Raw genomic sequence first — 21815 nt, forward strand, 5'->3', positions numbered from 1 at the left:
CTGTTTCCGGACCTACTGTCCGTTTTCTACGATAGCTGCCAGTTCTGAAAGGTCGGTCACGACGTGGTCCGCGCTCACGTCACTCTCCTCTAAGTCCGCCGTACTGGTAACGCCAGTTAGCGGCAGTACCGTCTCCATCCCGGCCTGGTTCCCCATTCTGATGTCTGTCCCGAGGCGATCACCGATCATGAGACAGCGCTCCGGCTCGCCACCGAGCCGTTCCAGCGCCATCTGAAGGATTACGTTGGACGGCTTGCCGATCAACTGATCCAATTCCTGCCCGGTAACTCCTTCTATTGCCCCGATCATCCCTGCTGCATCGGGTATCTCACCACCATCTACCGGACACGTTCGATCCGGGTTGGTCGCAACGAAAAGCGCGTCGTTCTCGGTAAGTGCGATTAGCGCATCTTGTATCGCCTGGTAATCGAAACCAAAATCAAGTGATGCGATCACAGTGCCCGCTCGTTCGGGGTCGGACGTCGTTTTCAATCCGGCGGCACGCAACTCTGCGACCAGAGCGTCTTCGCCGATGACGTAGATTTCGCGCTCCGGGTGCTGCGCGGATAGATAGTCCGCTGATGCAGTGGCGGACGTGATTATGTCCTCACTGCTGCAATCGATGCCCAGCGCGTTCAGTTTCTCGCAATACTTCTCCCGCCGGTCGATCGGCTTGTTCGTGACGAACAGCGTCGAAAGCCCCGCCTTACGTACTGTCCGTACCCCTTCTGCAGCGTTTTCGACTAACGAATCCCCGCGATATATCGTCCCGTCGAGGTCGATGATGGCACTGGTGTACGTCATCTAGAGTTCCTCCATCTCGAACGGTGACGCTTCGGCAGAAGCCGCTGCCGACGTGATCACAGGCGCTTCCTCTGCCGCAGGGGCCGCGGCGACCCTCGAAACACGCTGATAGCTCTGACTGTTCATATCAATTGGATACTGATAACCACGCCACCGATCCCGATGAGCGACAGGTAGAGTGACTTTCGCACCACCGGCGCTAGCAGTGAGCGGTTGATACTTGTTGCAAACCCGATTTTCACGAGTATACTGGAGAGCGTCCCGGCCAGCACGCCTTGCGCCGCTACTGCCGGCGATATCTGACCGGTCGACGTCAGCGTCACTGCGGTCGTTGTCGTCGTGCCGCTCGATACGATGCCGCTGAGGAAGCTCGTAATCAGGAACCCGGCTGTTCCGAAGATGCGCTGTGCTCCGGCGGTCAGAATCAAGACAGCGAGGAAGAGCAAGCCGAATTTCAGCGCATTTGCACTGCTAAACGGCGAGTCGAAATCCAGTTCCAAATCTCCCTCCCAGTCGCTATCGTAATATGCGAGTCCGACGCCACTAATCGCGATCAGGCCGAGCGGGAGTCCAACACTGACAGCCGACTCGGGGACGAATGCAACGATGATCGCTAAATTACGGACCGCCATCGCCGCATCAGCGATCAGTATCGTTCCGACTGCGAGCTCTGTGATCCCCGCATTGTTCTTTGCCCTGCCCGCGATTTCGCCGATCACGGCAGTGGAGTTCACCAGCCCGCCGAAGAAGCCAGTTACAGCGATCCCCTTGCTGCCGTATCGCTGCATCACGATATAGTTGACAAACCCGATCCCACTGACTGCGATCACGAGCATCCAGACCAGTTTCGGATCGATCGCATCCCATGGCCCATACGTCCCGCCGGGCAGGAGCGGATACACGACAAACGAGATGATCGCAAACTCACCTGCGCTGCGTACTTCTTCTCGCGATAGCTGGTTCGCAAACTCGTGTAGCTCCCGCCGAAGGACTAGCAGGAACGACGACGTTATGCCAATAATGACGCCGATCAGAACGTGATTGGCTCCGACCAGTATCCCGACCGCGTACGCGACAAGTAACGAGGTCGAGGTTGTCAGAGACAGGCCGAACTCCAACTCACTATCGTCGCTGGTCCACTGTGCGACTATTCCCCGGATCCCGAGCAACCCCCCTTGCACGAGTACCAATGCCCCTCCCAAGGCAAGTAGTATCCTCTCGTCGAGTGACATTGCGGCAGCGCCGACCAGACTCGTCAGCGTAAACGTTCGGATTCCCGCAGACTTGTTGGCCCACTCTCGTTCGAGCCCGAGCAGCATACCCAGTGCACCTGCAATAAATAGGTGGAGTATCTCAGTATCGACAGTTATCCCCTCTATACCTCCGAAAACAGCCGTATTCGCGATTGCACTCATTACAGTCATCTTATCTTACAAACGGTGGTTCCGTCATTTTTATATAGTCTATATACTACTATATTCTATATGGAGACAAATATACTGATGGGTAATAGGTGTTGGCCTTGAGGCTCGCTTGAATATTGCCGTGGCTCCTGCGGAACTCGAAGATCGCCCTCGATTACTGCTTAGTGTCTAGTATCTTTTATATATCTACTTCTAATACTTATTCTAGATTCTATATGAAGAGCATCTAAAACTCGGTACAAAGGGTTTGTTGTTTTGTCAGATATAAACATAAATACTTTTTAACCCAGGTTTCGCACATGTCTGCGTCGACAATGAAACAGAACCCAGTTGACCGACGATCTGTGTTGAAAATTGGCGCTACTGCGCTTGCAGCGGGCGTTGCAGGCTGTTCTCAGGAGAGTAGCCAGAACACCGAAGCGTCTGGTGGTGACAGCACTGATAGCAGTGACGGTTCCAGTAGTGGCGACGGTAGTTCCGGACAGAGTACCAACTATCCCGAGTTCGATCCGGCTAACCCGGAGTTCCCGCAGCTGATGCAGACGCTCATCGAGGCAGGGTTCGAGACGGGGTCCCTGCAGGACCTGAAGAACATGAAGGAGCGCGAGAAGCCCCGCTACGGTAACCCCGTCCAGAGTACTCCCGATAATCAAGACGACCTGATTGACCCGGACCGCATCGCGTTTGCGATGACACCGACGGAGGACCCGGCAGTCTACCGGGATACGATGCAACCGCTGATGGACAACATCGCCGAAGAGACGGGGAAATCGGTTAAGTACTTCCCCCTCAACTCGTACGCGTCCCAGATTGAGGCGATGCGATCCGAGCGTCTCCACGTCGCCGGGTTCTCCACTGGGCCAACGCCGTTCGCTGTGAATCTGGCCGGCGCTGTCCCGTTCTCGCTCCAGATTTCGAAGGAGGGTGACTTCGGTTATCGGCTGTGGCTCGCCACACAGGCGGATAACGACGACATCTCGTCGCTTGAGGATATCAAAGGCAAGCGTGTCGCACACGCCGAACCGTCGTCTAACTCCGGGAACCTCGCTCCGCGTGCGCTGTTCTCGAACCAGGGCGTTACTCCGGGAGACGACTACGAAGTGAGCTACTCCGGCGGGCACGAACAGAGTATCCTCGGAGTGGCAAACGATGACTACGACGCTGCCCCCGTTTGTAGCACCTGTGTCACGCGTGTTGCGGAGGCGGACAACATTGACCCGACGAATCTCAAAGTCGTGTGGGCCAGCAACCCGTTCCCCACAACGAGCTTCTGTTACCGCTACAACCTGAAACCAGAAATTCAGGAAGGTATCAGGGCGGCATTCCTCGATTACGACTACTCGGACACCAAGATCGCGGAGGTCTTCGGTGGTCGCGGAAAATGGACGGAGATTGATTACGCCACTGTCTACGATATCATCCTCCAGATTCAGGAGAACAACGACATCAAGTACAACACCGAGAACATCGAAGGCTAAGAAGAGAACCGAATAATGCTCACTGTAGATAATCTGGAAAAAACGTACGACTCCGGTGATAAAGCACTCAAAGGTGTCTCATTCGAAGTCAGTGGTAACGAGATCGTTGCGATCATCGGGCCAAGCGGGGCCGGAAAAAGCACGCTCGTTCGTAGTATCAACAGGCTGACCGAGCCAACTGGCGGGCGTGTCTCGCTCGATGATACAGAGGTGACCGGCCTGGACAAATCAGCCCTTCGCGATGTCCGTCGCGATATGGGCATGATATTTCAGGAGTTTAATCTCGTCGAGCGCCTCACGGTGATGGAGAACATACTCTCCGGCCGCCTTGGCTATCTCAGTACGTGGAACGCGTTCCGTCGGAACTTCCCACCAGAGGATATCAAGCGCGCACGGGAAATCCTCAGTCGGGTGAACCTAGAGGGCGTCGAGAACAACCGTGCAGATGAACTCTCCGGTGGCCAGCGACAGCGCGTCGGTATCGCCCGTGCCGTCATTCAGCGGCCGAAAATTCTGCTCGCTGACGAACCGACGAGTGCGCTGGACCCCGATACCTCCCGGGAGGTTATGAGCCTCTTGACGGACATCGCTCACGAAGACGATATCCCGATCATCATCAACATCCACGAAGTCGATCTGGCGGTCGACTACGCGGACCGGATCATCGGACTCAGTGACGGTGAGATCGTCTTTAACGGCCCACCTGACGATCTGGATCAGGCAGCCAGAGACGAAATCTACCGCGGTGGTGAATCCATTGCGGACCGCGAAGAGCCGAGTGCTGGTAGCAGCACCGGATCTGACGACGTCATTGCTGAACGAGGTGACTAATCAATATGGCTGCTGAATCTGGATCGGCCGTTGAAGGATCTTGGGAGCGGCCCACAGTCTTCTACAACAAGAAAGTCAAGTATCTCATCTACGGGCTTATCTTGTTGTTCTTCGCGTATAGCTTCTGGAACCTTCGGATTTCTCCCAGCCGGTTCGTGCGAGGGATCGGAGCTGGTGTCGAACTCGTCACGAGTATGCTCCCACCAGCGTACACTCCGTCGCAGCGGGAACTCCTCATACAGGGGATCGTCGAGAGTATCGTGATGACGATTGTCGCCACGACAATGGGTATTATCGTCAGCGTGCCGATCGCTGTCATGGCTTCCAATAACCTCTCGCCGAAGCCAGTCTACTACGTCGGTCGCAGCATCGTTGCAGTCACGCGCTCACTCCACGAGCTCATCGTTGCGATCATTATGGTCAAAGCGGTCGGATTCGGTCCGCTCGCTGGTGTCCTTGCCCTCGCGTTCAAAACGATCGGATTCTTCGCGAAACTTCTCGCAGAGGAGATCGAAGACATCGATCGTGGGCAGATGGAGGCGATCACTGCTGCCGGCGGGACACCCGTTCAGACGTATCTCTACGGCGTTCTCCCGCAGGTAATGCCCCGGATCGTCGGCCTGTCGATTTACCGCCTGGACATCAACCTCCGACACAGCACTGTCGTCGGAATCGTCGGAGCGGGCGGTATCGGTATCACGCTGCTGAACTCCTTCGATAAGTACGATTACCAGTTTAGCATGGCAATTATCGCTGTCATCGTCGCCATCGTCATGGTTGGTGAAGGTGTCAGCGCTCTCGCTCGGAGGCGGATCCAATAATGTCAAACAGCACTGACTCATGGAGCCGGTTCGATCGCCGTGAGCGCTTACTCCGGTTCTTCGGGCTGCTAGCTGGACTCGTCATCCTCGTCGCAGCCTGGCGCGCCATGGAAGTGAATTACGGCTACGCCGTGACTGCCCCGCGTGAGCTGGCCGACCTCTTCGGCCGGATGTATCCCCCCAATGTGGGGTACTCCCGGAATATTGTCGGGCCGCTGCTCGAGACGATCAATATCTCGATTCTGGGAACGGCACTGGCCATCGTGATGGCGATCCCGGTTGCGTTCCTCGGAGCCAGCAACACGTCGCCCAACAAGCCGGCGTACCTGCTGGGGAAGTTCATCATCTCGTTTACCCGTTCGGTCAACGTCATCATCTGGGCACTGATCTTCGTGGTTATCTTCGGCCCTGGGGCCCTCGCTGGCGTGCTGGCGATCTCGATCAGATCGATCGGGTTCACTGCAAAGCTAATCGCGGAAGCCATCGAGGAGATCGACCGCGGGTCTGTCGAAGCGATCACTGCAGCCGGAGCATCGCCGATTGATGTGCTCATCTACAGTATCGTTCCACAGATCAAGCCGGCGTTCATCAGTGTCGCGACGCTTCGATGGGATATCAACGTCAGAGCGTCGACGATCATCGGGTTCGTCGGCGCAGGCGGGATCGGCGTCCCGCTCCAGACTGAGATCAATTACTTCAACTGGGAAGCAGTCCTGACGATCCTCATCTCGATTCTGGGCCTTGTGCTCATCAGTGAAGCCATCTCGGCCTATCTGCGCAAGAAAGTAATGTAGGCGAGCAGTCCGCTCGTATCGCCTATTATTATCCGTCTAACTAAACACATAATATTGTAGATTATCTATCAAAAAACTTATATGTTTGGGCTGTATATTGATAGTGGGGCCAACGCCAGTGTCTGCCAACCTGGTTTCCCCACTCTCCGTTTTACGAGTGCCTGGATCGACGGATACAGCGTCGCGAGACAAGTCATTCCGCAAGAAGGTAGGATATCGGGGCCGTCGGTGCGGCCCGGATACCGGAGTGGATCTCCTGCCTAACCGTGATGCTCGCACCAATGGGTATACGTGAGCTTACGATGTCTTACACCAGAGCCACGCTGATATACCCGAACCAGTCTGTGGCCGCCCCGCTGCTGGAGAGACGTGGTAGTGACGGCAGACGAACTCCCGGATACGTATCACGAGGACTGCTATCCCCTCACTCAGGTCAGCAACGGAATGGTGGGCAGCCGGGGGGAGTGGCGTGCAACGCACCATTCGAAGTCGTCATCCACGACGACAGGTTCTGGACTCGGGCCAATCGATGATCTGAATCGGATTCAAGGGGGAAATGGAGCGAGGACCAGAACCCACCTACCGGTACACAGTTGGTAACAAAAACAGTTGTGATATCGGCTTGCAGTCTATCGGTTCTGTGATTGTTGCGCGGCCACGAACGCTCTCTCGGAAGGCAAATTATTCAGCCGACTGTCAGCGAGCCCGTCGCAATTACGACACTGAGGTAGTCTCATTCAGAAACCGATTCACAATGGGAGAGTCAAACAGTAGTTCTCAACCTCGGGCGCCAGTGAGATGATCTGTTCTCGGCGCTCTAATTCACGGCGACGTGTCTCGATTCGCTCTTCGAGCTGTGCAAGTCGCTCCTGTTGGCCACGGATCGCGATGTCCATATCCGAGCCGGCGTCGGATTTGCGCTCGTACTCCTCGATGAAGGCCTCGATCCGTTCTCGTTCCGCCTGTGCATACTCCTCGAGATTTTCCAACTCCTGGGCAGTCTCCTTGTGACGTTTCTCCTGAAGATGGTTCTTGATCTCGTTGACACGCACGCTCACGTACCGGTCAGCGGCCGCCCGTAAGTCGGATTGAGCGTCGAGAACCGTTCGCAAGTCGTCGACGTCGGGCTTTGCTGCTACCGAGTCGCCTTCGACGACACGTTCACCAAGCGCCTGCTGAGCGTCCCCTTGCGTCGCATCCACGAAGACGGGGATGGTCTCCTCACGAATCACATCGCCAGTGCCGTCCTCGAACGCCACGCGATAGTTGTAGGTGATCCCCGGCGTGTCGACGAACGGCAGCAGTTTGAGTCCGACCGCACCGCGCTCGTCCTCCAACACGCGTGCCATGAGCCGTTGCAGGACGTCCGTGTCCGGAGCGAGGTAGGTGATGTCCTCGTGATCCATCGCGAAGTCGCGGTCGAACGTGAACGGGCCGAACGTCGCATCTTGGCCGGGCGAATTGATCCCATCAGGCAACTCGGCTTGATAGAGGTTGGTACCGCGTTTCTCGAATTCGCCTCCGAAGGCTTCGACTGCTCGCTCGAAGAACTCGCGAATGTCTCCCTCGCTTCCGTAGACGTCCGCTGACTCGTCGACGACCTCCTGAATCTGCCGGCGACTCTCCGCGTCGAACGTGCTCGTATCGACGAGGCTCCGCTCGTACCACTCCTCAAGCGTCCGCTGGCGCTCCTCGATCAGCTCCTCGAGTTCCGCTTTGGTCGCACTCGGCGGGTCGTCGTTCTCGATGGACTCCATGATGAGCGCATCCACGTCGATGTCGTCGAGGATGCCAAGCACGTCCGCTGTGTTTCCGAGCTGGGAGCGGATCTCCTCGACCTTGGTCTGGAGCATTTCGAAGATTTCGCTCTCGCGGGTGTCGTCGAAGAGGAAGTTCCAGACCTTGACCTCCTCTTCCTGTCCGTAGCGATGGATGCGTCCGATCCGCTGTTCGAGGCGGTTCGGGTTCCACGGAAGCTCGTAGTTAGCCATGATGTGACAGCTGTGCTGGAGATCGATCCCCTCACTCGCTGCATCGGTCGCGAACAGGAGTCGTGACTGCCCGTGATTGAACTCGTCTTCGATCCGGGTCCGTTCGTCCTTGTCAACGTCGCCGTGAATCACCAGAATCTCGTCGGCCCACGGCTCGTCCTGCACGAATTCGAGAAGGTAGTCCAGCGTATCGCGGTACTCCGTGAACAACAGGAGTTTCTCGTCCGGCTGTTCCTCGAGGAGTTGGGAGATGAACCGTCTGACTTTCTGGGCCTTGGAGTCGACCGGTAGATCCTCCGCCAGCGACACGAGGTCGCGGAGCGTATCGATCTCCTCTTGGAGTTGTTCGTCGGTACTGGTGACGGTCAGACCGGCGATCTCGTCTTCCGCGTGTTGCTTGTCGTCCTCGTCTAGATCCTCGCCGTCGAGATAGGCTCGTGCTTCCTCGGAAAGACCGTCTGTCTCTGCCTCTTCGTCGAGAAGGTCGTCCAGTCGTCGTCGGAGCGTCGCGTGAATCGCGCCGACGCTGCTCACCAGTCGTTTCTGCATGAGCGCCATCGCGAACCCGACCGCGGGTTCGTTCAGCTTCTCCGAGCGGTTGTAGACGTTTTTCACGTAGTCGGTGACAGCCCGGTAGAACTGTCGTTCGTCGTGGGTCATCGAGACCGATACCGAGTTGACCTCGCGGTCCGGGAAGACGCGTTCACCGTCCTCGTCGTAGATGTCGGTCTTCCCGCGACGGATCATGACGCGGTCGACTGTTTCCTGTGAGAGTTCCTGGTTTTCGGCGACGAGGAACGGATCGATGTACTCCACGAGCGAGCGGAACGCCTCGCCCTTCCCGTCGTGTGGCGTCGCGCTGAGAAGCAGCAACGAGTCGGAGTTCCCCGTGACGGCGTCAATCATCCGTGCCGTCTTGCTCGGTGAGTCCCCCCGCTTTGCAGCCTTGTGGGCCTCGTCGACCACGACGACGTCCCAGAACGCGTCCCGGAGTGCAGGCCGGAACTCGTCCTGCCGCAGGAACGCCATGCTGGTGACGAGCCGTTGCTGGTCTTGGGCCCAGATGTTAGCCTCCTCGCCGAGCCGTCGGCGCTCACCTTCCACCCACGCGCGGTCTGCCACGGTCAGGTCGATGTCGAAGAAGCGGTCCATATCCCGGATCCATTTCTTCTGGAGGTGGGCGGGAACGACGAACAGGACGCGGTCAGCGCGATTCCGTGCAGCGAGTTCCTTGAGGACGAGGCCCGCCTCTATCGTTTTCCCGAGCCCGACGTCGTCACCGATAAGCGCCCGCTGCCGGAGCTTCTGCATCACCCAGTTTACGGCGTCAAGCTGATACGGTTCGAGCCGAACGAGCGAGTTCGAGATGCTCAGGAGCTGTCCCTGTTCGTGAGCGAGTTTGAGCTTCGTCGCCTGCGTCCGGAGGTCGAACCACTGCGCCGCGACCGCATCGTGATCCGGATGAAGGTCGTCGATTCGCTGGTTGGCCAGTTCCTCGATTCCGGACTGCTGTGGCTGAATCTCTACATCGTCGAGACAGACAGTCTTGACGCCTTCCCCCTCGATATACGCTCTCAAATATTCGATCTCGCCGACTGTCTGTGTTTTGATGACTTCAGCCGGTGTTCCGTTGAGAAGGACTCGTTGCCCGGACGAGAATGAAGAATCCGTCATCGAGTGCTACGTGTTCCAAAACGGCATAGACTCTTGAACCTTGTCAGCCACCTCCTCTGACGGAGATCGGTTCCCCACCGCCTCAGAGTACGTTGTCCGCCACCACTTCCGGGACGATGTCTTGCTCGGCGAGCGGCGTGATGTTGATCGCGACGCCGTGTTTGTGGGTGGGCTGGTAGCCCGCGGTCACGACTTCTGAGAGCGCCCGTTCCTCCCAATCGCCGGAGATATCGGTCGCAACCTCGTCGCAGTTTGCAGCGATTTCGTCGGCCAGTTGCCGATACTCGTCAACGTCGGCCGCGAGTTCTGCGAGCAGTCGCTGCCGCTCGGCGACGCCGGTGTCTCCGATCTGTGACTGCTCGGCATCCTCGAACTGTTCGAAGTAGTACGTCATGAACAGGATCCCGTTGCTCGCGTAGTGGGAGGAGCCGACGAGATCGTCGTAGTACTCGAAGAGGTCGTAGAGATGTGCTTCGACGGGTTCGGAGCCGTCTTCGGCGTACGCTTCGAAGGCAGTCTGTAGGTCGTCGAGCGCATCGACCCACTCGTCTTTGTTCTCCTGTACCGTCTCGTAGAACGAGGGACTGAACAGGTCTGCCATATCTACGTCCTTCAGGTCGGCGAGGGTTTCGAGAGTGTCTAGCCGTGATGCTGTCCGCTCCCGGAACTCCGCCACGCGTTCGGCCGCCTCGGCCGCGCGTTCCTGATTCACGCTGGGCCAGTCACGCGGGGTGGCCTGCGAAAGGTCGCCAAGCCGTTCTTCGAACGCGCTGAGCTGTTCGAGGGCGCTCTCACACTGGTCGTACTCTTCGGCGGCGTCGGCTCGCTCAGTGGTCGAGAGCGATTCGTCGTTCCGACGGCTGTTTGCCGCCGCCTGGCGTTCGCGGAGGTGCGTCCGCCGCGGTTCGAGATACTGGTTCTGCAGTCGGTCGAAGATGCTCGCGTCCAACTGATGGTAATCGACGAGACAGCCGAAGCCCTCGCCCGTGGCGTCGGAAACGAGTCGCTCGGTCGAAAGCCGCCAGAGGATCGGCGTTCGGTCGAACTCCGCGACGTGGTACTCGAACAGGTCGTTTTCGAGCCACGCCCGAAGGTTCGGGTACGCTTCGTCGCTCGCGTTGCGGTTCCCGAGTACCGCGTCGGCTTCCGCGAGGCGGTCGGTCGCGTGCTCGCCCCAGACACGTTCGAACTCCGCCTCGATGTGGGTCAGAAGGTCGTCCGTGCCGTCGATTTCGGAAAGCGGGATAATGCCGTCATCGGTGTCGTTGATCGCTCGGAGCGTGAAGTGGAGAAGGAGGTCTTTGACCTGTTCCGGGAAGTCGCTAGACGGCTCTGAGATGGCCGCTGGAGCATACACTTCCTGTTCGCGTGGATCTTCGATGGTTCGGAGCGCGATCTCCTGAAGGATCGTTTCGCGTTGCCCGTCGGTGATGTCGAAGCAATCGAAGACGGCATCGTCGATGTCGTTCGCACAGGACTGGAGGGTTTGCTCGACTCGCGCCAAGTGTTTCGCGGCGGCAGTTCCGACCTGATTGAGCGAGTCTGCCGTGGACACAGTTTGTGTCGGGCTATCGAGCGAAAGTTCGTCCCGAAGCTCGCGGTGTGGATGATCGTACTGCGGTAGCGGGTCATCGACACCGAGTGCATCGAGCAGGACAGGCCCATCGTAATGCGGCGACACGAAGTCGTACTGCCGCTTCGAGATGAGGTGCCCGACGGCTTCCCGGGCGAGGGTCGCCAGTTCGTCGATCTCTTCGAGTTCTGTCCGCCACGGGACTTTCGAGACGAACCCGACTTCCCACATTCGCTCGGAGGTCTGTGCAAGCATCAGATACGTGAATAGATGGCTATTCGTGTACGAGAGAGCGTTCCAGATAGCCCGATCCGGAATCAGAACCGAGCCCTTGTGACCGAAGACGGACGAATCGTGGAGATACCCGAACCTCCGACCGCTTCGCTTTGCGACGGTGTACGTTAATGATTCGTTGAAGTAGGCGTCTGTATTGCGGGGGTAGGATTTCGGGTATCTATCGACTTCCGTCCCGTCTTCTCCCCAGAGGAGGGTGTTCTTTATTCGAGGCAAAAGCCACGCATCAGCGCCCCCCTTCGCAAACGGCACCCATTCAGCGCCCCTGTCTTCCCAGAACTTATGCACGAACCGGGAATCGTCTGCGGTTGCGGTACCCTGTTTGATGTCTCCAAGCGTCTCCCGGTCCTCTAAGCCCGCATTATCCGCGTCGAGAACGGTATCGGACTGATAGATGCTTCGCAGGCCTCGTGGCACCCAATAAGAAAGCGGCGTGCCGGGAACCATCGCAAACTCGGACAGGTCTCGGTGATAGAGTCGCTTGACACCGGTTTCAGACCCCTCGAAAGACGCGCGGATGAATTCCCCTTCCTTCTCACCCTTTGCAACATCCGGGAGGCGGATGAACGTCCCTGTCTGCCCGCTGTCTGCCTCGGAGCGAACAACTGTCCCGACAGTGCCGACGGTCGCGTTGTCGAGGATGTCGTACCCGAACTCTGAGAAGAAGTCGAACGCACCTCTCCCACCGACGAAATCCTCCCGGAAGGTCTGGAAGGACTTGTTGAACATGAACGACCACGGAACGAGCATCCCCGTGCGTCCGTCGGCTTTGGCCAGCCGATCACACGCCTCGAAGAAGTTGATGTAGTACTCCGTCGTATATTTGTAATTCTCGTTCTCTTCGACGTATTCCTGCACGGTGTCCGGCATTCGTCCCCCCGAACCATACGGCGGGTTCATAAGCGCCACGTCGTACGATTGGCTTAACACTACCAGCAGATTCAGGAAACTCTTGAGGTTCTGTTCGCCGAACGAATCTGACGAGCGCTCACCAACGGCTTCTCGAAGTGCCTTCAAGAAGGAGTTCAGCGACTGGTGTGTTCCGTCGCCCCAGTCCGAGAGGTCCGTCTGACCGCTCTCGAACACGTCTTCGAGCGTCCCGCTCACGTCCAGCAGGCTCCCGAGGGCTTCCGTGTGCTGGAACGTGTCGATGATCTCTCCCAGCGCAGCACGCAGGTCCGTTCCCTCGCCGGTAATGTCGTCCAGCACTTCTGCGCCTTCCTCAACGTCCGCCACGCGGGCGTCCGCACAGACGATGTCGACGCTGGGCATCTCGAACTGGCCGTCTTCCGCTTCGGTACGTGTTCTGGCCTTCAGATACAGATTGAACGCCGAGAGCTGACACGAGCGCAGGTCGATGTCGACGCCGTAGAGGTTGTGCTCCAGCACCTTCGCCGGGATCTCGGCTCGGTCGAGATCGGTTTCGGCCCACCAGATGCGCTCCAGTACGTCGAACGCATAGAGGAGGAAATGGCCGCTCCCACAGGCCGGGTCGATGACCCGCAGTTCCGACGGATGATCGAACTCCGGTGCATCGCCGGCCTCCTCGTCAGGGATAAGGTACGTACAGAGTTCGGGAACGGACGGGCTGTCCTCCGGCGTGACCAAGCGCTCTTTTCGCTCTTCGGGGCTGAGAGCGTCCGGATTCGGAACGGCGTCTTCCTGCTCAGTCGCTTCGAGATAGAGTTTGCCGAGGGAGTTGTCGGTGAGCATTCGGACGACCCAATGGGGCGTGTAGAACTGGTTCGCCGGTCCCACGTCCTCCGGTTCGAGCGTGTTCTTCGCGTCGAGCGCCTCGACAACGGGACGGTTGTAGTACTCGTACACCCAGCCCAGCACGTCGTCGGCCCGCCAGACTTCGTCGGGGACCTCGTCCAGCATTCCGCAGAGATCTTCGTAGGTGTCGTCGTCGGGGTCGATCAGGCTGTAGGCGGTCGAGCGGTCGAAGAGGATCTCGATCTCCGCGGCCAGTTTGTCGCACGCGTTCCGATAGGCTTCGAGGACGGCCTCCTCTTCCAGCATGAACTCCTCGGTGACAAGCCGGTCAGCGGCCGGGGTGAGGCCGTCGTCGCGGAAGGCCGTCACTTCGTCGTCGATGAAGTCCCGGACCTCCATGCAGCGAAGCGCGGCCAGCCGATTGACGACCGTGTAGCCGACGCCCGTAATGTACTGTTCGTGGGCCTCCTCCCAATCGTGGCCATCGGCGGCTTCGAGTTCGATAGCTTCCACGAGGGTTTCCTGCGTCTCGCTCAGGGACGCGTCATCAGGACGGTCTGCCAGATCAGACGCTTCGAGCTGGTAGCGAACGTTCGCCTCGATACGGTCTCGCATCTCGGTGACGACCGCTTCGAGGTGTTCGCGCTCTTCCTTGTCGAGTTGCGCCTTTCGGGGGGCCAGAGCGTTCCCATCCATATGAGAGTCAGTGATATTCTCCCAGTACAACTGTGGTCTCTTGAATATTGCCCCATCGCGATGGCTCGACCAGGACAGCTACCCCTGCGTGATGCTGATGAAATCGAGCACGAACTCCTGTGGGAGCAGGCCACCGTGGTAGAACCGTGCGTCCCCGAGGCCCTGCTTTTTGAACCGCTTGAGCGGGCTCGCCAGGACGCTGACGTTGGCATCGAGATACCCCAGCCGGGAGCTGGAGTCGAGTAACACGCCGGGCGAATCCTCGTCCACGTCCTCCCCAGCGATCCATCGGCGTCCGGAGTCGGACGCTTCCGCTGGCCGAGAAATCTTCTCCGGCGACGCGCTGTCCGGGAGCAGGACGAACCCGTGGTCGGTCAGCACGTAGGCCTGGTCCCACTCTCCCTGTTCGAGCTTCGTCCCGATGAACTCCGCGAGCGAGTCGACGCGTCGGGCCAGCATCGCCTCGAGGTCGCTGAGTTCCTTCTCGCCAATGTCGTCGAGGTCGTTTTTGAAGTAGGCGACGCGCGTCGACTGCCAGCCGTCCTCGGTGTCGCGAGTGACCGTCCAGCCGTCGCCGCCCAACAGCGAGTTCCGCCGGTTCGTGTTCACCTTTCGGTTGTTTCGAAGGGGCTGTAACTCGCCGTCGACCAGCGAGACGTCGAACATCTGGATCTCGCCCGGCGTGAGTGCGGCCTTCCCGAACTCGGTCTCCGAGGGCAGCGTCCCGAGCCAGACGTCTTCGTCGACGGCGAACTCGGGGGCGTCGGCCGGGAGCGTCGCCACGTAGTCGCGCAACTCGTCCGCGAGCCGGCGCGCGAGGTCGAGTCGGAGGGCGTCGATGACAAACAGTGCGACCGTCTGGCCGCTTTCGAGGCCGGCGGACTCCTTCGTGAAGAACTGATAGGAGTGGTCCTCGTCGACGAACGGAGCGCCGGCCTCGACAGTTTCGGTGACGCGGTCGCCGAGGGCTTCGAGGTACTCGACGTATTCCGACTGGAGCTGGGTGCGGAGGTCGTCAAGGGTATCGACGGCAGGATGGTCGGCAGGGAGGTCGGACTCGGGCGCGCCGGCGACGACGAGGCTGAGCATCGCGTTGTCGATCTGCCACGTTCCGTCGTCCGGATCAGCGTACAGCGAGACGACGTCGTCGGTGGCCCTCTCGTCCCACGTCTCGAGTTGGTGTGCGAGGCGGGCGACCTCCGCGGCCTGCTCCCACGTCTGCGTCCACGGACTGTCCGGGCCGTAGGCACCGCGGTAGGTGCCACGGAAGTCCTCGCTGCCAAGGAGGGCGTCGTACCGCTCCGCCGCGCGCTCGAGACACGTCTCGTAGTCGCCGGCGTCGAAGGACGCGTGCCACTCCTCCCAGAGACGACGTTCGAGCGCGGCGTCAACGAGACAGTCCGCGAGGTCCCACGGGTCGTCGACGGCCGCGACGACGTCGGGCCAGGTCGCTTCGCCGAGGTAGCGGTCGGCGAGGAGACCGGCCGAGGTGGTGTTGTTCAACAGCGACTTGAGTTCGGGGAGGTCGTGATCGCCGGCCGTCTCGGCGCGGCACTCCGTCGGGAACCGTTCGGCGTCGACACCGGCGTGGATCAGCCACTCGGCGACGGCCCACCGACGCGTCGCCGCGACGATCCCCGCGGGTTCGTCCTCGCTGGCGACCGCGTCGACGCCCTCGCTGGTCAGCAAGTCCTGCATCTGCTCGATGGTTCCGGGGCTGTCGTCGATATCGCCCCAGCCGTTCTCCAGCACGAACGCGACCGGGTCGGTGTAGCCGCCGGTGACGATCCGCGTGCGGAGCTGTTCGAGCGTCGGGAGCTGGCCGCCGGTGAGCTGGTCGTGGAGAATCCGCGCGATCTCGCGGCGCTTTGTGGGGTCGTCCGCCTGCGTCGCGGTTTTCAGCTCCCACGCGTCGAGTTGCCCGCGCTCGAACGCGTGGACGGTGAGGTCTTCGATGCTCATCTCCACGTCGCCGCCGGTGTGCTCGACGTCGCGGAACCAGTCGAAGTCGCCCTCGGCGTCTTCGGGCTCTTTGACGTGTGGGACGTACCAGACCTGTTCGCCGTCGACCGGGTTGGCACGGAGTTCCAGCGGCGTCTCCTCGGCGACTTTCAGGTGAACGCCGAGTTCGTCGCAGGCCTGCTCGATGATGTCCTCGAGGTAGTTCCCGTCGTCCCACCAGAGGACAATCGGGTCCGCTGATTCGGCTCGGTCGAACTTTTTTCGGATGGTGTCTTTCGCGGCTTCGGGAAGGGTCTGTTTCGCTTGCATGATTATTCTGACTGCTGTTGTTCGACTTGTTCTAGAAGTTTCTCTCGTACCTCATTGCTGATTCGTGCAACACCGACTCGCTCGTAGGTGACTATTTCGCAGTTCTTCTGTTGAAGCGGGTCAAAATCTATAGCGTCGAGGGAGCTTCGAGCTGCACCAAGGCACCATACAGAGTCGGGCTTTGCTCGATCAACAATTTGTTCCCAGTTACTTACTATGAGAGAGTCGAATCTAGATGACGAAAGGAGAATTACTACGACATCTGAATCAGCAACTCTCTCTAAGACTGTGCTTAGAACTTCTCCTTCATCTTCACTCGCTGCTTGGTCTTGGGGACGACATTTGTTCACATTCTCTCCCCCTCTGACGAGTCCGAATCGCTCCGATAGGATGTGTAACTGAACGTCCCCATACTCCCCAAGCTGATCGGCTAGGCTGGAAACTGTGAGGAATCCACCTTGATAGAACCGCTTAAACGGAATATCTGTCTCTTCCCGCGTAGTTCCCGCGTCTTCGGCAAAAATACTGATGGTCATGATAGTGGTCTCTTTGAGTTGAGGGTTTATTTACTCACCATTAGCTTCTCTGACAGCAATCAGAGTACCTTGTCCTCAACGACTTCCGGAACAACATTCTTCTCCGTGAGCGGCGTGATGTTGATAATGACGCCGTGATTCTGGTTGGGCTGGTAGCCAGCGGTCGTGATCTCCGATAGTGCCCGGTCTGACCAGTCCGAGGGAATTTGCTTGTCTACCGTCTGGCAGCGATCGTTGATCTCCTCGGCGAGCGCCTTGAACTCCGCTAGCGGTGGTAAGTCGTCTATATCGTCGACGTCCTCTACGTCTGCCATCTGCTGAAGGTACTCCTCGTCGAGGACGGACGCGTCGTTGACGCCCGTCGCAAGCGAGGCGAGCATCTCCTCGTCTTCAGTGAGGGTGTCGAACGGTTCGCCCTCGCCGTTGAGGAGCTTACTCCCCTCACGTTCGAAGTAGTAGGTCATGAAGAGGATGCCTGTGCTAGAGTAGTGATCCGAGCCCTTGAGTCGCCAGTTAAAGTAGTCGAAGAGGTCTGCTAGGTGAGCCTCAACGGGTTCGTCACTCGGCTTGGCGTACTCCTCGCAGGCGTTTTCGAGTTCGTCGAGAGCCTCCAGCCATTCATCGCTCCATTCGTTGACCGCCTCCCAGAAGTTGTCCGAGAAGGTGTCTTGGAACCACTCCTCGCCGTTCATCTCGCGGAGTTGTTCGAGCGTCTCGATGCGTTTGGCTGTCTCTTCGCGGAACGCAGCCACCTTCGGTGCGAGTTCTTCGACGAGTTCACGGTCATCCTCATCGAAGTCGCGCTCGCTCGTGCTGCCGAGTTCCTGCATCACCTCTTCGAATTCGGCGATCTGTTCGAGGGCGCTTGAGCAGAATTCAAACTCTTCGGTAGCCTCGGCCCGTTCACTGGTCGAGAGCGACTCGTCGTTCTGCCGTTGATTCGCAGCTGCCCGGCGTTCGCGAAGTTCAGCTTTCCGGGGCTCAAGGTACTGGTTGCTCAGCCGGTCGAAGAGGCTGGCGTCAAGCTGGTGGTAGTCAACAAAACAGGCGAAGCCTTCGCCTTTCGCGTCGGCAAGGAGCCGTTCCGTACTGAGCTTCCATATGATGGGCGTGTTCTCCATCGTCTCGACGTGGTACTCGAAAAGGTCGTCATCGATGAACGCCCGGAGGTTGGGGTAGGCTTCGTCGGCGGCCGACTCAGCCCCGAGGATGTCGTCAACTTCGACGAGGCGATTTTCGGCGTACTCGCCGTACGCGTCATGGAACCGGTCGACGATCCGATCAAGCATATCGGGCTGGTCGTCCGCGCTCTTGAGTGGAATGACGCCGTCGTTTTCTTCGCGGACGGCTTCCACCGCGAAGTGGTGGATGAGGTCTTTGACCTGTTCCTCTAAGTTATCAGGTGTTTCAGAAACAGTTTCATTACTTTCGCTGTTCTGATTTTTACCAGTCCGAAGGCGGATCTCTTCTTCAATTTGTTTCTGTGTATTTCCTGATATACCAGCCAAATCGTAGACAAGACTGTTAATATTCTCTGCAAGAGTCTCTAACCTTTGTCTAGTCGATATTCCTTCCGTTTTTGCGGTCTTCGCAGCCTCTATAATGCTTTCTTCTTTCGGTGGCGACTGCTCCTTTGCCTCAGATACTAGGTCAATCTTCTTTGAATGAGGATGTTGGTAGAAATACCCTCGATCACCTGTTATTGGAAGAATGTCCGGTGAGATATAGTATGGACTAACTGGATCACTTGTTTTTGTGCTCGCCATTATACTGAGTTGTTCTTTTGCTAAGGATTCTAGTTTTTCCTCACCCTCAAACGCCGTGATCCAAGGAGCACGACCTACAATACCACCGACCCAATCTCGTTCAACGGTAAGTGATAAGAACAGAGAGTGGTACAAGTCGCTATTTAGGCTTGCAAGTAGTTGCCACAGTAGATCTGAATCCTTTGGAACAAACAAGTACCCTGTTTGGCTGAATAATCCATCAGAGGGGTAATATCCGAACCGTCTACCCGTCTCTTTCGACCGTGTCCAGACAAGACCCTCTCTACCATATAAAAACTCGTTTGGTGTTCTTACAGTACCACTATACCTCTTGATCCGAGTTCCTTGGTCTCTCCATCTAACAACTTCCACAATTTGGGGTAAAATCCACGCGTCCGATCCACCAGTAGCAATAGGGTTGAACGTATCGAAATCATCAGTTTCCCAGTGGAACCGCATGAACCGGAAATCGTTCGTTGTCGCGATTCCTTGCCGAGCATATCCGATTGATTCTCCATCAATATCGCTGACCTCACAGTCTAACCTCAATTCTGTATCATGTAGATCCCGAACTTCTTCGGGGGTGGAATAGCAGATTGTATTCCCCGGAACCTTCGAAAATGAATCTAAATCCACCTCGAACAACCTCTGAACGTCCGGTTCGTCACCCGATAAAACTTCAACAAACTTCTCCTCTTTACTCGAAGCTTCGAGATCATATAGACGGATAAACTCTCCAGATGGATCAGGCTCTACACCAGACCTAACAACAGTTCCTGCTGTTCTTACAGTTGCATTATCTAAAACTCCTAAACCGAACTCTGCAAGGAAGTCGAAACTCCCCTCACCACCTATGAAATCAGATCTGAACTGCTCCGCACGAGCCTTGAACATAAATGTCCGCGGAACGAGCATCCCAATTCTACCGTGATTCTTGGTGATGTCATCACACACTTCAAAGAAGTTTACATAAAATTCAGCAGGGTATCGATAGTGATCATCAATATATTCTTTTACTGAGGGTGGCATTCTGTTCCGCGATCCGTAGGGAGGATTCATCAACGCAACATCATAGTCCTGTGCTAGCACGTCTAGCAACCGAATGAAACTCCGTAAGTCTTGAGCTAAGAACGAGTCTCCTTGTCGATGTTCGTCTACTGCATCTCGAAGACTGTGAAGAATCTGGCCAAGTGTATGATCGTCACGAGGGTCATCTTCGAGGGTGATCTGTACACTTTCCTGATCAATTTTGTCTTCGAATAGCTCATCAAGTGTACCACGTACATCAAGTAGACTACCAAGTCCGTGGACTCCTTCAAATGCGTCGAGGATCTGCCTGAGTGCGTCTTTTACGTCCGATTTGCCGCCAGCCACCTCGTCGAACACTTCCTCGACGCCCTCGATGTCAGCCACCTTCGCGTCAGCACAGACGATGCCGACTTCTGGCATATCGAAGCCAGTTGCCCCTTCGGCCTCGGCACGCGTCCTCCCCTTCAGATAGAGATTGAACGCGGCCAGTTGGCAGGCCCGCATATCGAGGTCGACACCATGGAGGTTGTGCCGCAGAATCTCCCGCGGAATCTCCGCGTGGTCAAGGTCGGTCTCTGCTCGCCAGATGCGCTCCAGGACGTCGAACGCGTACAGGAGGAAGTGGCCGCTTCCACAGGCCGGGTCGATGACGCGAATGTCTTCTGGGCCGTCGAACGCCGGTGGCTCGCCTTCCTCCTCCGAGGGAACGAGATAGGTACAGAAATCCGCCAAGTCCGGGGATTCGTCGGGGGAGAGTGGCCGGTTCTTGCGCTCGTCCGGCGTCAGCGCGTCCTGTGCTTCGACGGTCTCCTGCAGCGTTCCGTTGTCTTCGAGATAGAGTTTGCCGAGCGAGTTGTCGGTGAGCATCCGGACGACCCAATGGGGCGTGTAGAACTGATTCGCCGCCGGCACGTCTTCGGGCTCCAATCCTTCGCGGTCGCCCTTCCGACGCAGGTCATCGAGGAGTTTGACGTTGTAGTACTCGTACACCCACCCCAGTACGTCGTCGGCTCGCCAGACCTCGTCGGGGACCTCGTCCAGCATTCCGCAGAGATCTTCGTAGGTGTCGTCGTCGGGGTCGATCAGGCTGTAGGCGGTCGAGCGGTCGAAGAGGATCTCTATTTCATCAGCGAGGGCGTCGCATTCGTTCCGATAGGCTTCGAGGACGGCCTCCTCCTCCAGCATGAACTCCTCGGTAACCAACCGGTCAGCGGCCGGTGTGAGGCCGTCGTCACGGAACGACGTGACTTCGTCGTCGATGAAGTCCCGAACCTCCATACATCGGAGGGCCGCCAGACGGTTCACGATAGTGTAGCCGACGCCCGTGATATACTGCTCGTGAGCGGCCTCCCAATCGTGGCCGTCGGCGGCTTCGAGTTCGATAGCCTCGACCAGGTTTTCCTGCGTCTCGCTCAGGGACGCGTCGCCGTCCTCGCGAGCGGCAGCGAGGGAGGACTCGTCGGCGCTTGCTCCGACGGTGTCCGGCTTCTCGTCGAGGCCGTACTCGTCTTCGAGCTGGTAGCGAACGTTCGCCTCGACCCGGTCGCGCATCTCGGTGACGACGGCTTCGAGATGCTCGCGTTCTTCCTTGTCGAGCTGGGCCTTGCGGGGGTGGGTAGATTGTCCGTCCATACGAGAATCCGTGATGTTTCAAGCAGAGCCATTGCGATGTCTTGAAGATTGTCCCTCGATCTCTCGGACGGCGGTTGGATTAGCACTCGGAGATAGGCCGACGGGGGTAACCCTCCACGAAGCATTTATGCCAAAATGTGGAAGCTGAGGTATAGTAGATGCCTTCGCCGGCCCTCGGAAGCTTCGGTACTTCCTGTATCTACTGTTGATAGCCGTCTTCGGTGCCGTGATATCGAAGATACTTGCGGACTTCTACGGGATCGAGTTTCTCGAACCAATCTTCTGGTGGTTCGTAGAGAACCCGATGGCGCTCTTTGAGCTTGCAGGGTTCTTCTCGATCATCGCGCTCATCCTTATTGTGCTGATGAAAGCTCTGGAAATGGCCGAGAATAGCGGATTCTAACAACCACAGCGCAGCATTCTAAGCGCCTTCCGTGAACAGAAGGCCGACACAGCGGAAAGCCGACCCGGTGCTAGGTTCGAAA

Annotated in this window: 12 protein-coding genes; 5 read left to right on the forward strand and 7 right to left on the reverse strand. The window is 57.8% G+C overall.

Annotation, left to right across the window (positions count from 1 at the left end; translation table 11 throughout):
- Positions 1-12: 12 nt before the first annotated feature.
- Entirely contained in the window at positions 13-804 is a 792-nt protein-coding gene (locus HAH_RS16965; RefSeq protein WP_014030928.1) for an HAD-IIA family hydrolase, read from the reverse strand.
- 122 nt (positions 805-926) lie between these two features.
- A complete protein-coding gene (locus HAH_RS16970) occupies positions 927-2228 on the reverse strand; it encodes an MgtC/SapB family protein (protein WP_014030929.1) in 1302 nt (433 codons plus the stop codon).
- A gap of 299 nt (positions 2229-2527) precedes the next feature.
- On the opposite strand from HAH_RS16970, the gene phnD reads away from it, so the two are divergent.
- From phnD to phnE (HAH_RS16990), 4 genes are read left to right on the forward strand one after another with little or no spacing between them, the layout of a single operon-like run.
- A complete protein-coding gene (phnD, locus tag HAH_RS16975) occupies positions 2528-3706 on the forward strand; it encodes a phosphate/phosphite/phosphonate ABC transporter substrate-binding protein (protein ID WP_014030930.1) in 1179 nt (392 codons plus the stop codon).
- Positions 3707-3721: 15 nt separating this feature from the next.
- Positions 3722-4537 carry a phosphonate ABC transporter ATP-binding protein gene (gene phnC / locus HAH_RS16980; RefSeq protein ID WP_008308314.1) on the forward strand — a complete coding sequence of 272 codons (816 nt, stop codon included), beginning with the start codon at positions 3722-3724 and terminating at the stop codon, positions 4535-4537.
- Positions 4538-4542: 5 nt separating this feature from the next.
- Positions 4543-5358 (forward strand): phosphonate ABC transporter, permease protein PhnE, encoded by an 816-nt coding sequence (gene phnE, locus HAH_RS16985; protein ID WP_014030931.1) that lies wholly within the window; start codon positions 4543-4545, stop codon positions 5356-5358.
- The gene (gene phnE, locus HAH_RS16990; protein WP_014030932.1) at positions 5358-6152 is read left to right on the forward strand and encodes a phosphonate ABC transporter, permease protein PhnE; all 795 of its coding nucleotides are present in this window, start codon (positions 5358-5360) and stop codon (positions 6150-6152) included. The genes phnE (HAH_RS16985) and phnE (HAH_RS16990) overlap by 1 nt, the downstream gene beginning before the upstream one ends.
- 749 nt (positions 6153-6901) lie before the next feature.
- Here the strand turns inward: phnE (HAH_RS16990) and HAH_RS16995 are convergent.
- From HAH_RS16995 to pglX (HAH_RS17015), 5 genes are all read right to left on the reverse strand, one after another.
- Positions 6902-9817 carry a helicase-related protein gene (locus HAH_RS16995; RefSeq protein WP_014030934.1) on the reverse strand — a complete coding sequence of 972 codons (2916 nt, stop codon included), beginning with the start codon at positions 9815-9817 and terminating at the stop codon, positions 6902-6904.
- A gap of 82 nt (positions 9818-9899) precedes the next feature.
- Positions 9900-14096 carry a BREX-5 system adenine-specific DNA-methyltransferase PglX gene (gene pglX, locus HAH_RS17000; protein WP_044952607.1) on the reverse strand — a complete coding sequence of 1399 codons (4197 nt, stop codon included), beginning with the start codon at positions 14094-14096 and terminating at the stop codon, positions 9900-9902.
- A 78-nt stretch (positions 14097-14174) separates the two neighbouring features.
- A complete protein-coding gene (gene pglZ / locus HAH_RS17005; protein ID WP_014030936.1) occupies positions 14175-16367 on the reverse strand; it encodes a BREX-5 system phosphatase PglZ in 2193 nt (730 codons plus the stop codon).
- Positions 16368-16369: 2 nt separating this feature from the next.
- Positions 16370-16903 (reverse strand): hypothetical protein, encoded by a 534-nt coding sequence (locus HAH_RS17010; RefSeq protein WP_014030937.1) that lies wholly within the window; start codon positions 16901-16903, stop codon positions 16370-16372.
- A 59-nt stretch (positions 16904-16962) separates the two neighbouring features.
- Positions 16963-21330, reverse strand: coding sequence for a BREX-5 system adenine-specific DNA-methyltransferase PglX (pglX, locus tag HAH_RS17015; protein WP_014030938.1), 4368 nt, complete (start codon positions 21328-21330; stop codon positions 16963-16965).
- 205 nt (positions 21331-21535) lie between these two features.
- Between pglX (HAH_RS17015) and HAH_RS17020 the strand changes: the two genes are divergently transcribed.
- Positions 21536-21733, forward strand: a complete 198-nt coding sequence (locus tag HAH_RS17020) for a hypothetical protein (RefSeq protein WP_014030939.1) — start codon at positions 21536-21538, stop codon at positions 21731-21733.
- Positions 21734-21815 lie beyond the last annotated feature (82 nt).

It is taken from the genome of Haloarcula hispanica ATCC 33960, assembly GCF_000223905.1.
GTDB classification, from domain to species: domain Archaea; phylum Halobacteriota; class Halobacteria; order Halobacteriales; family Haloarculaceae; genus Haloarcula; species Haloarcula hispanica.

Bases quoted from the DNA above. Each gene is read 5' to 3' on its own strand.
- HAH_RS16965 (WP_014030928.1), bottom strand. From the start codon at position 804: ATGACGTACACCAGTGCCATCATCGACCTCGACGGGACGATATATCGC.
- pglX (WP_044952607.1), bottom strand. From the start codon at position 14,096: ATGGATGGGAACGCTCTGGCCCCCCGAAAGGCGCAACTCGACAAGGAA.
- pglZ (WP_014030936.1), bottom strand. From the start codon at position 16,367: ATGCAAGCGAAACAGACCCTTCCCGAAGCCGCGAAAGACACCATCCGA.
- phnC (WP_008308314.1), top strand. From the start codon at position 3,722: ATGCTCACTGTAGATAATCTGGAAAAAACGTACGACTCCGGTGATAAA.
- phnD (WP_014030930.1), top strand. From the start codon at position 2,528: ATGTCTGCGTCGACAATGAAACAGAACCCAGTTGACCGACGATCTGTG.
- HAH_RS16970 (WP_014030929.1), bottom strand. From the start codon at position 2,228: ATGACTGTAATGAGTGCAATCGCGAATACGGCTGTTTTCGGAGGTATA.
- phnE (WP_014030932.1), top strand. From the start codon at position 5,358: ATGTCAAACAGCACTGACTCATGGAGCCGGTTCGATCGCCGTGAGCGC.
- pglX (WP_014030938.1), bottom strand. From the start codon at position 21,330: ATGGACGGACAATCTACCCACCCCCGCAAGGCCCAGCTCGACAAGGAA.
- HAH_RS17010 (WP_014030937.1), bottom strand. From the start codon at position 16,903: ATGACCATCAGTATTTTTGCCGAAGACGCGGGAACTACGCGGGAAGAG.
- HAH_RS16995 (WP_014030934.1), bottom strand. From the start codon at position 9,817: ATGACGGATTCTTCATTCTCGTCCGGGCAACGAGTCCTTCTCAACGGA.
- phnE (WP_014030931.1), top strand. From the start codon at position 4,543: ATGGCTGCTGAATCTGGATCGGCCGTTGAAGGATCTTGGGAGCGGCCC.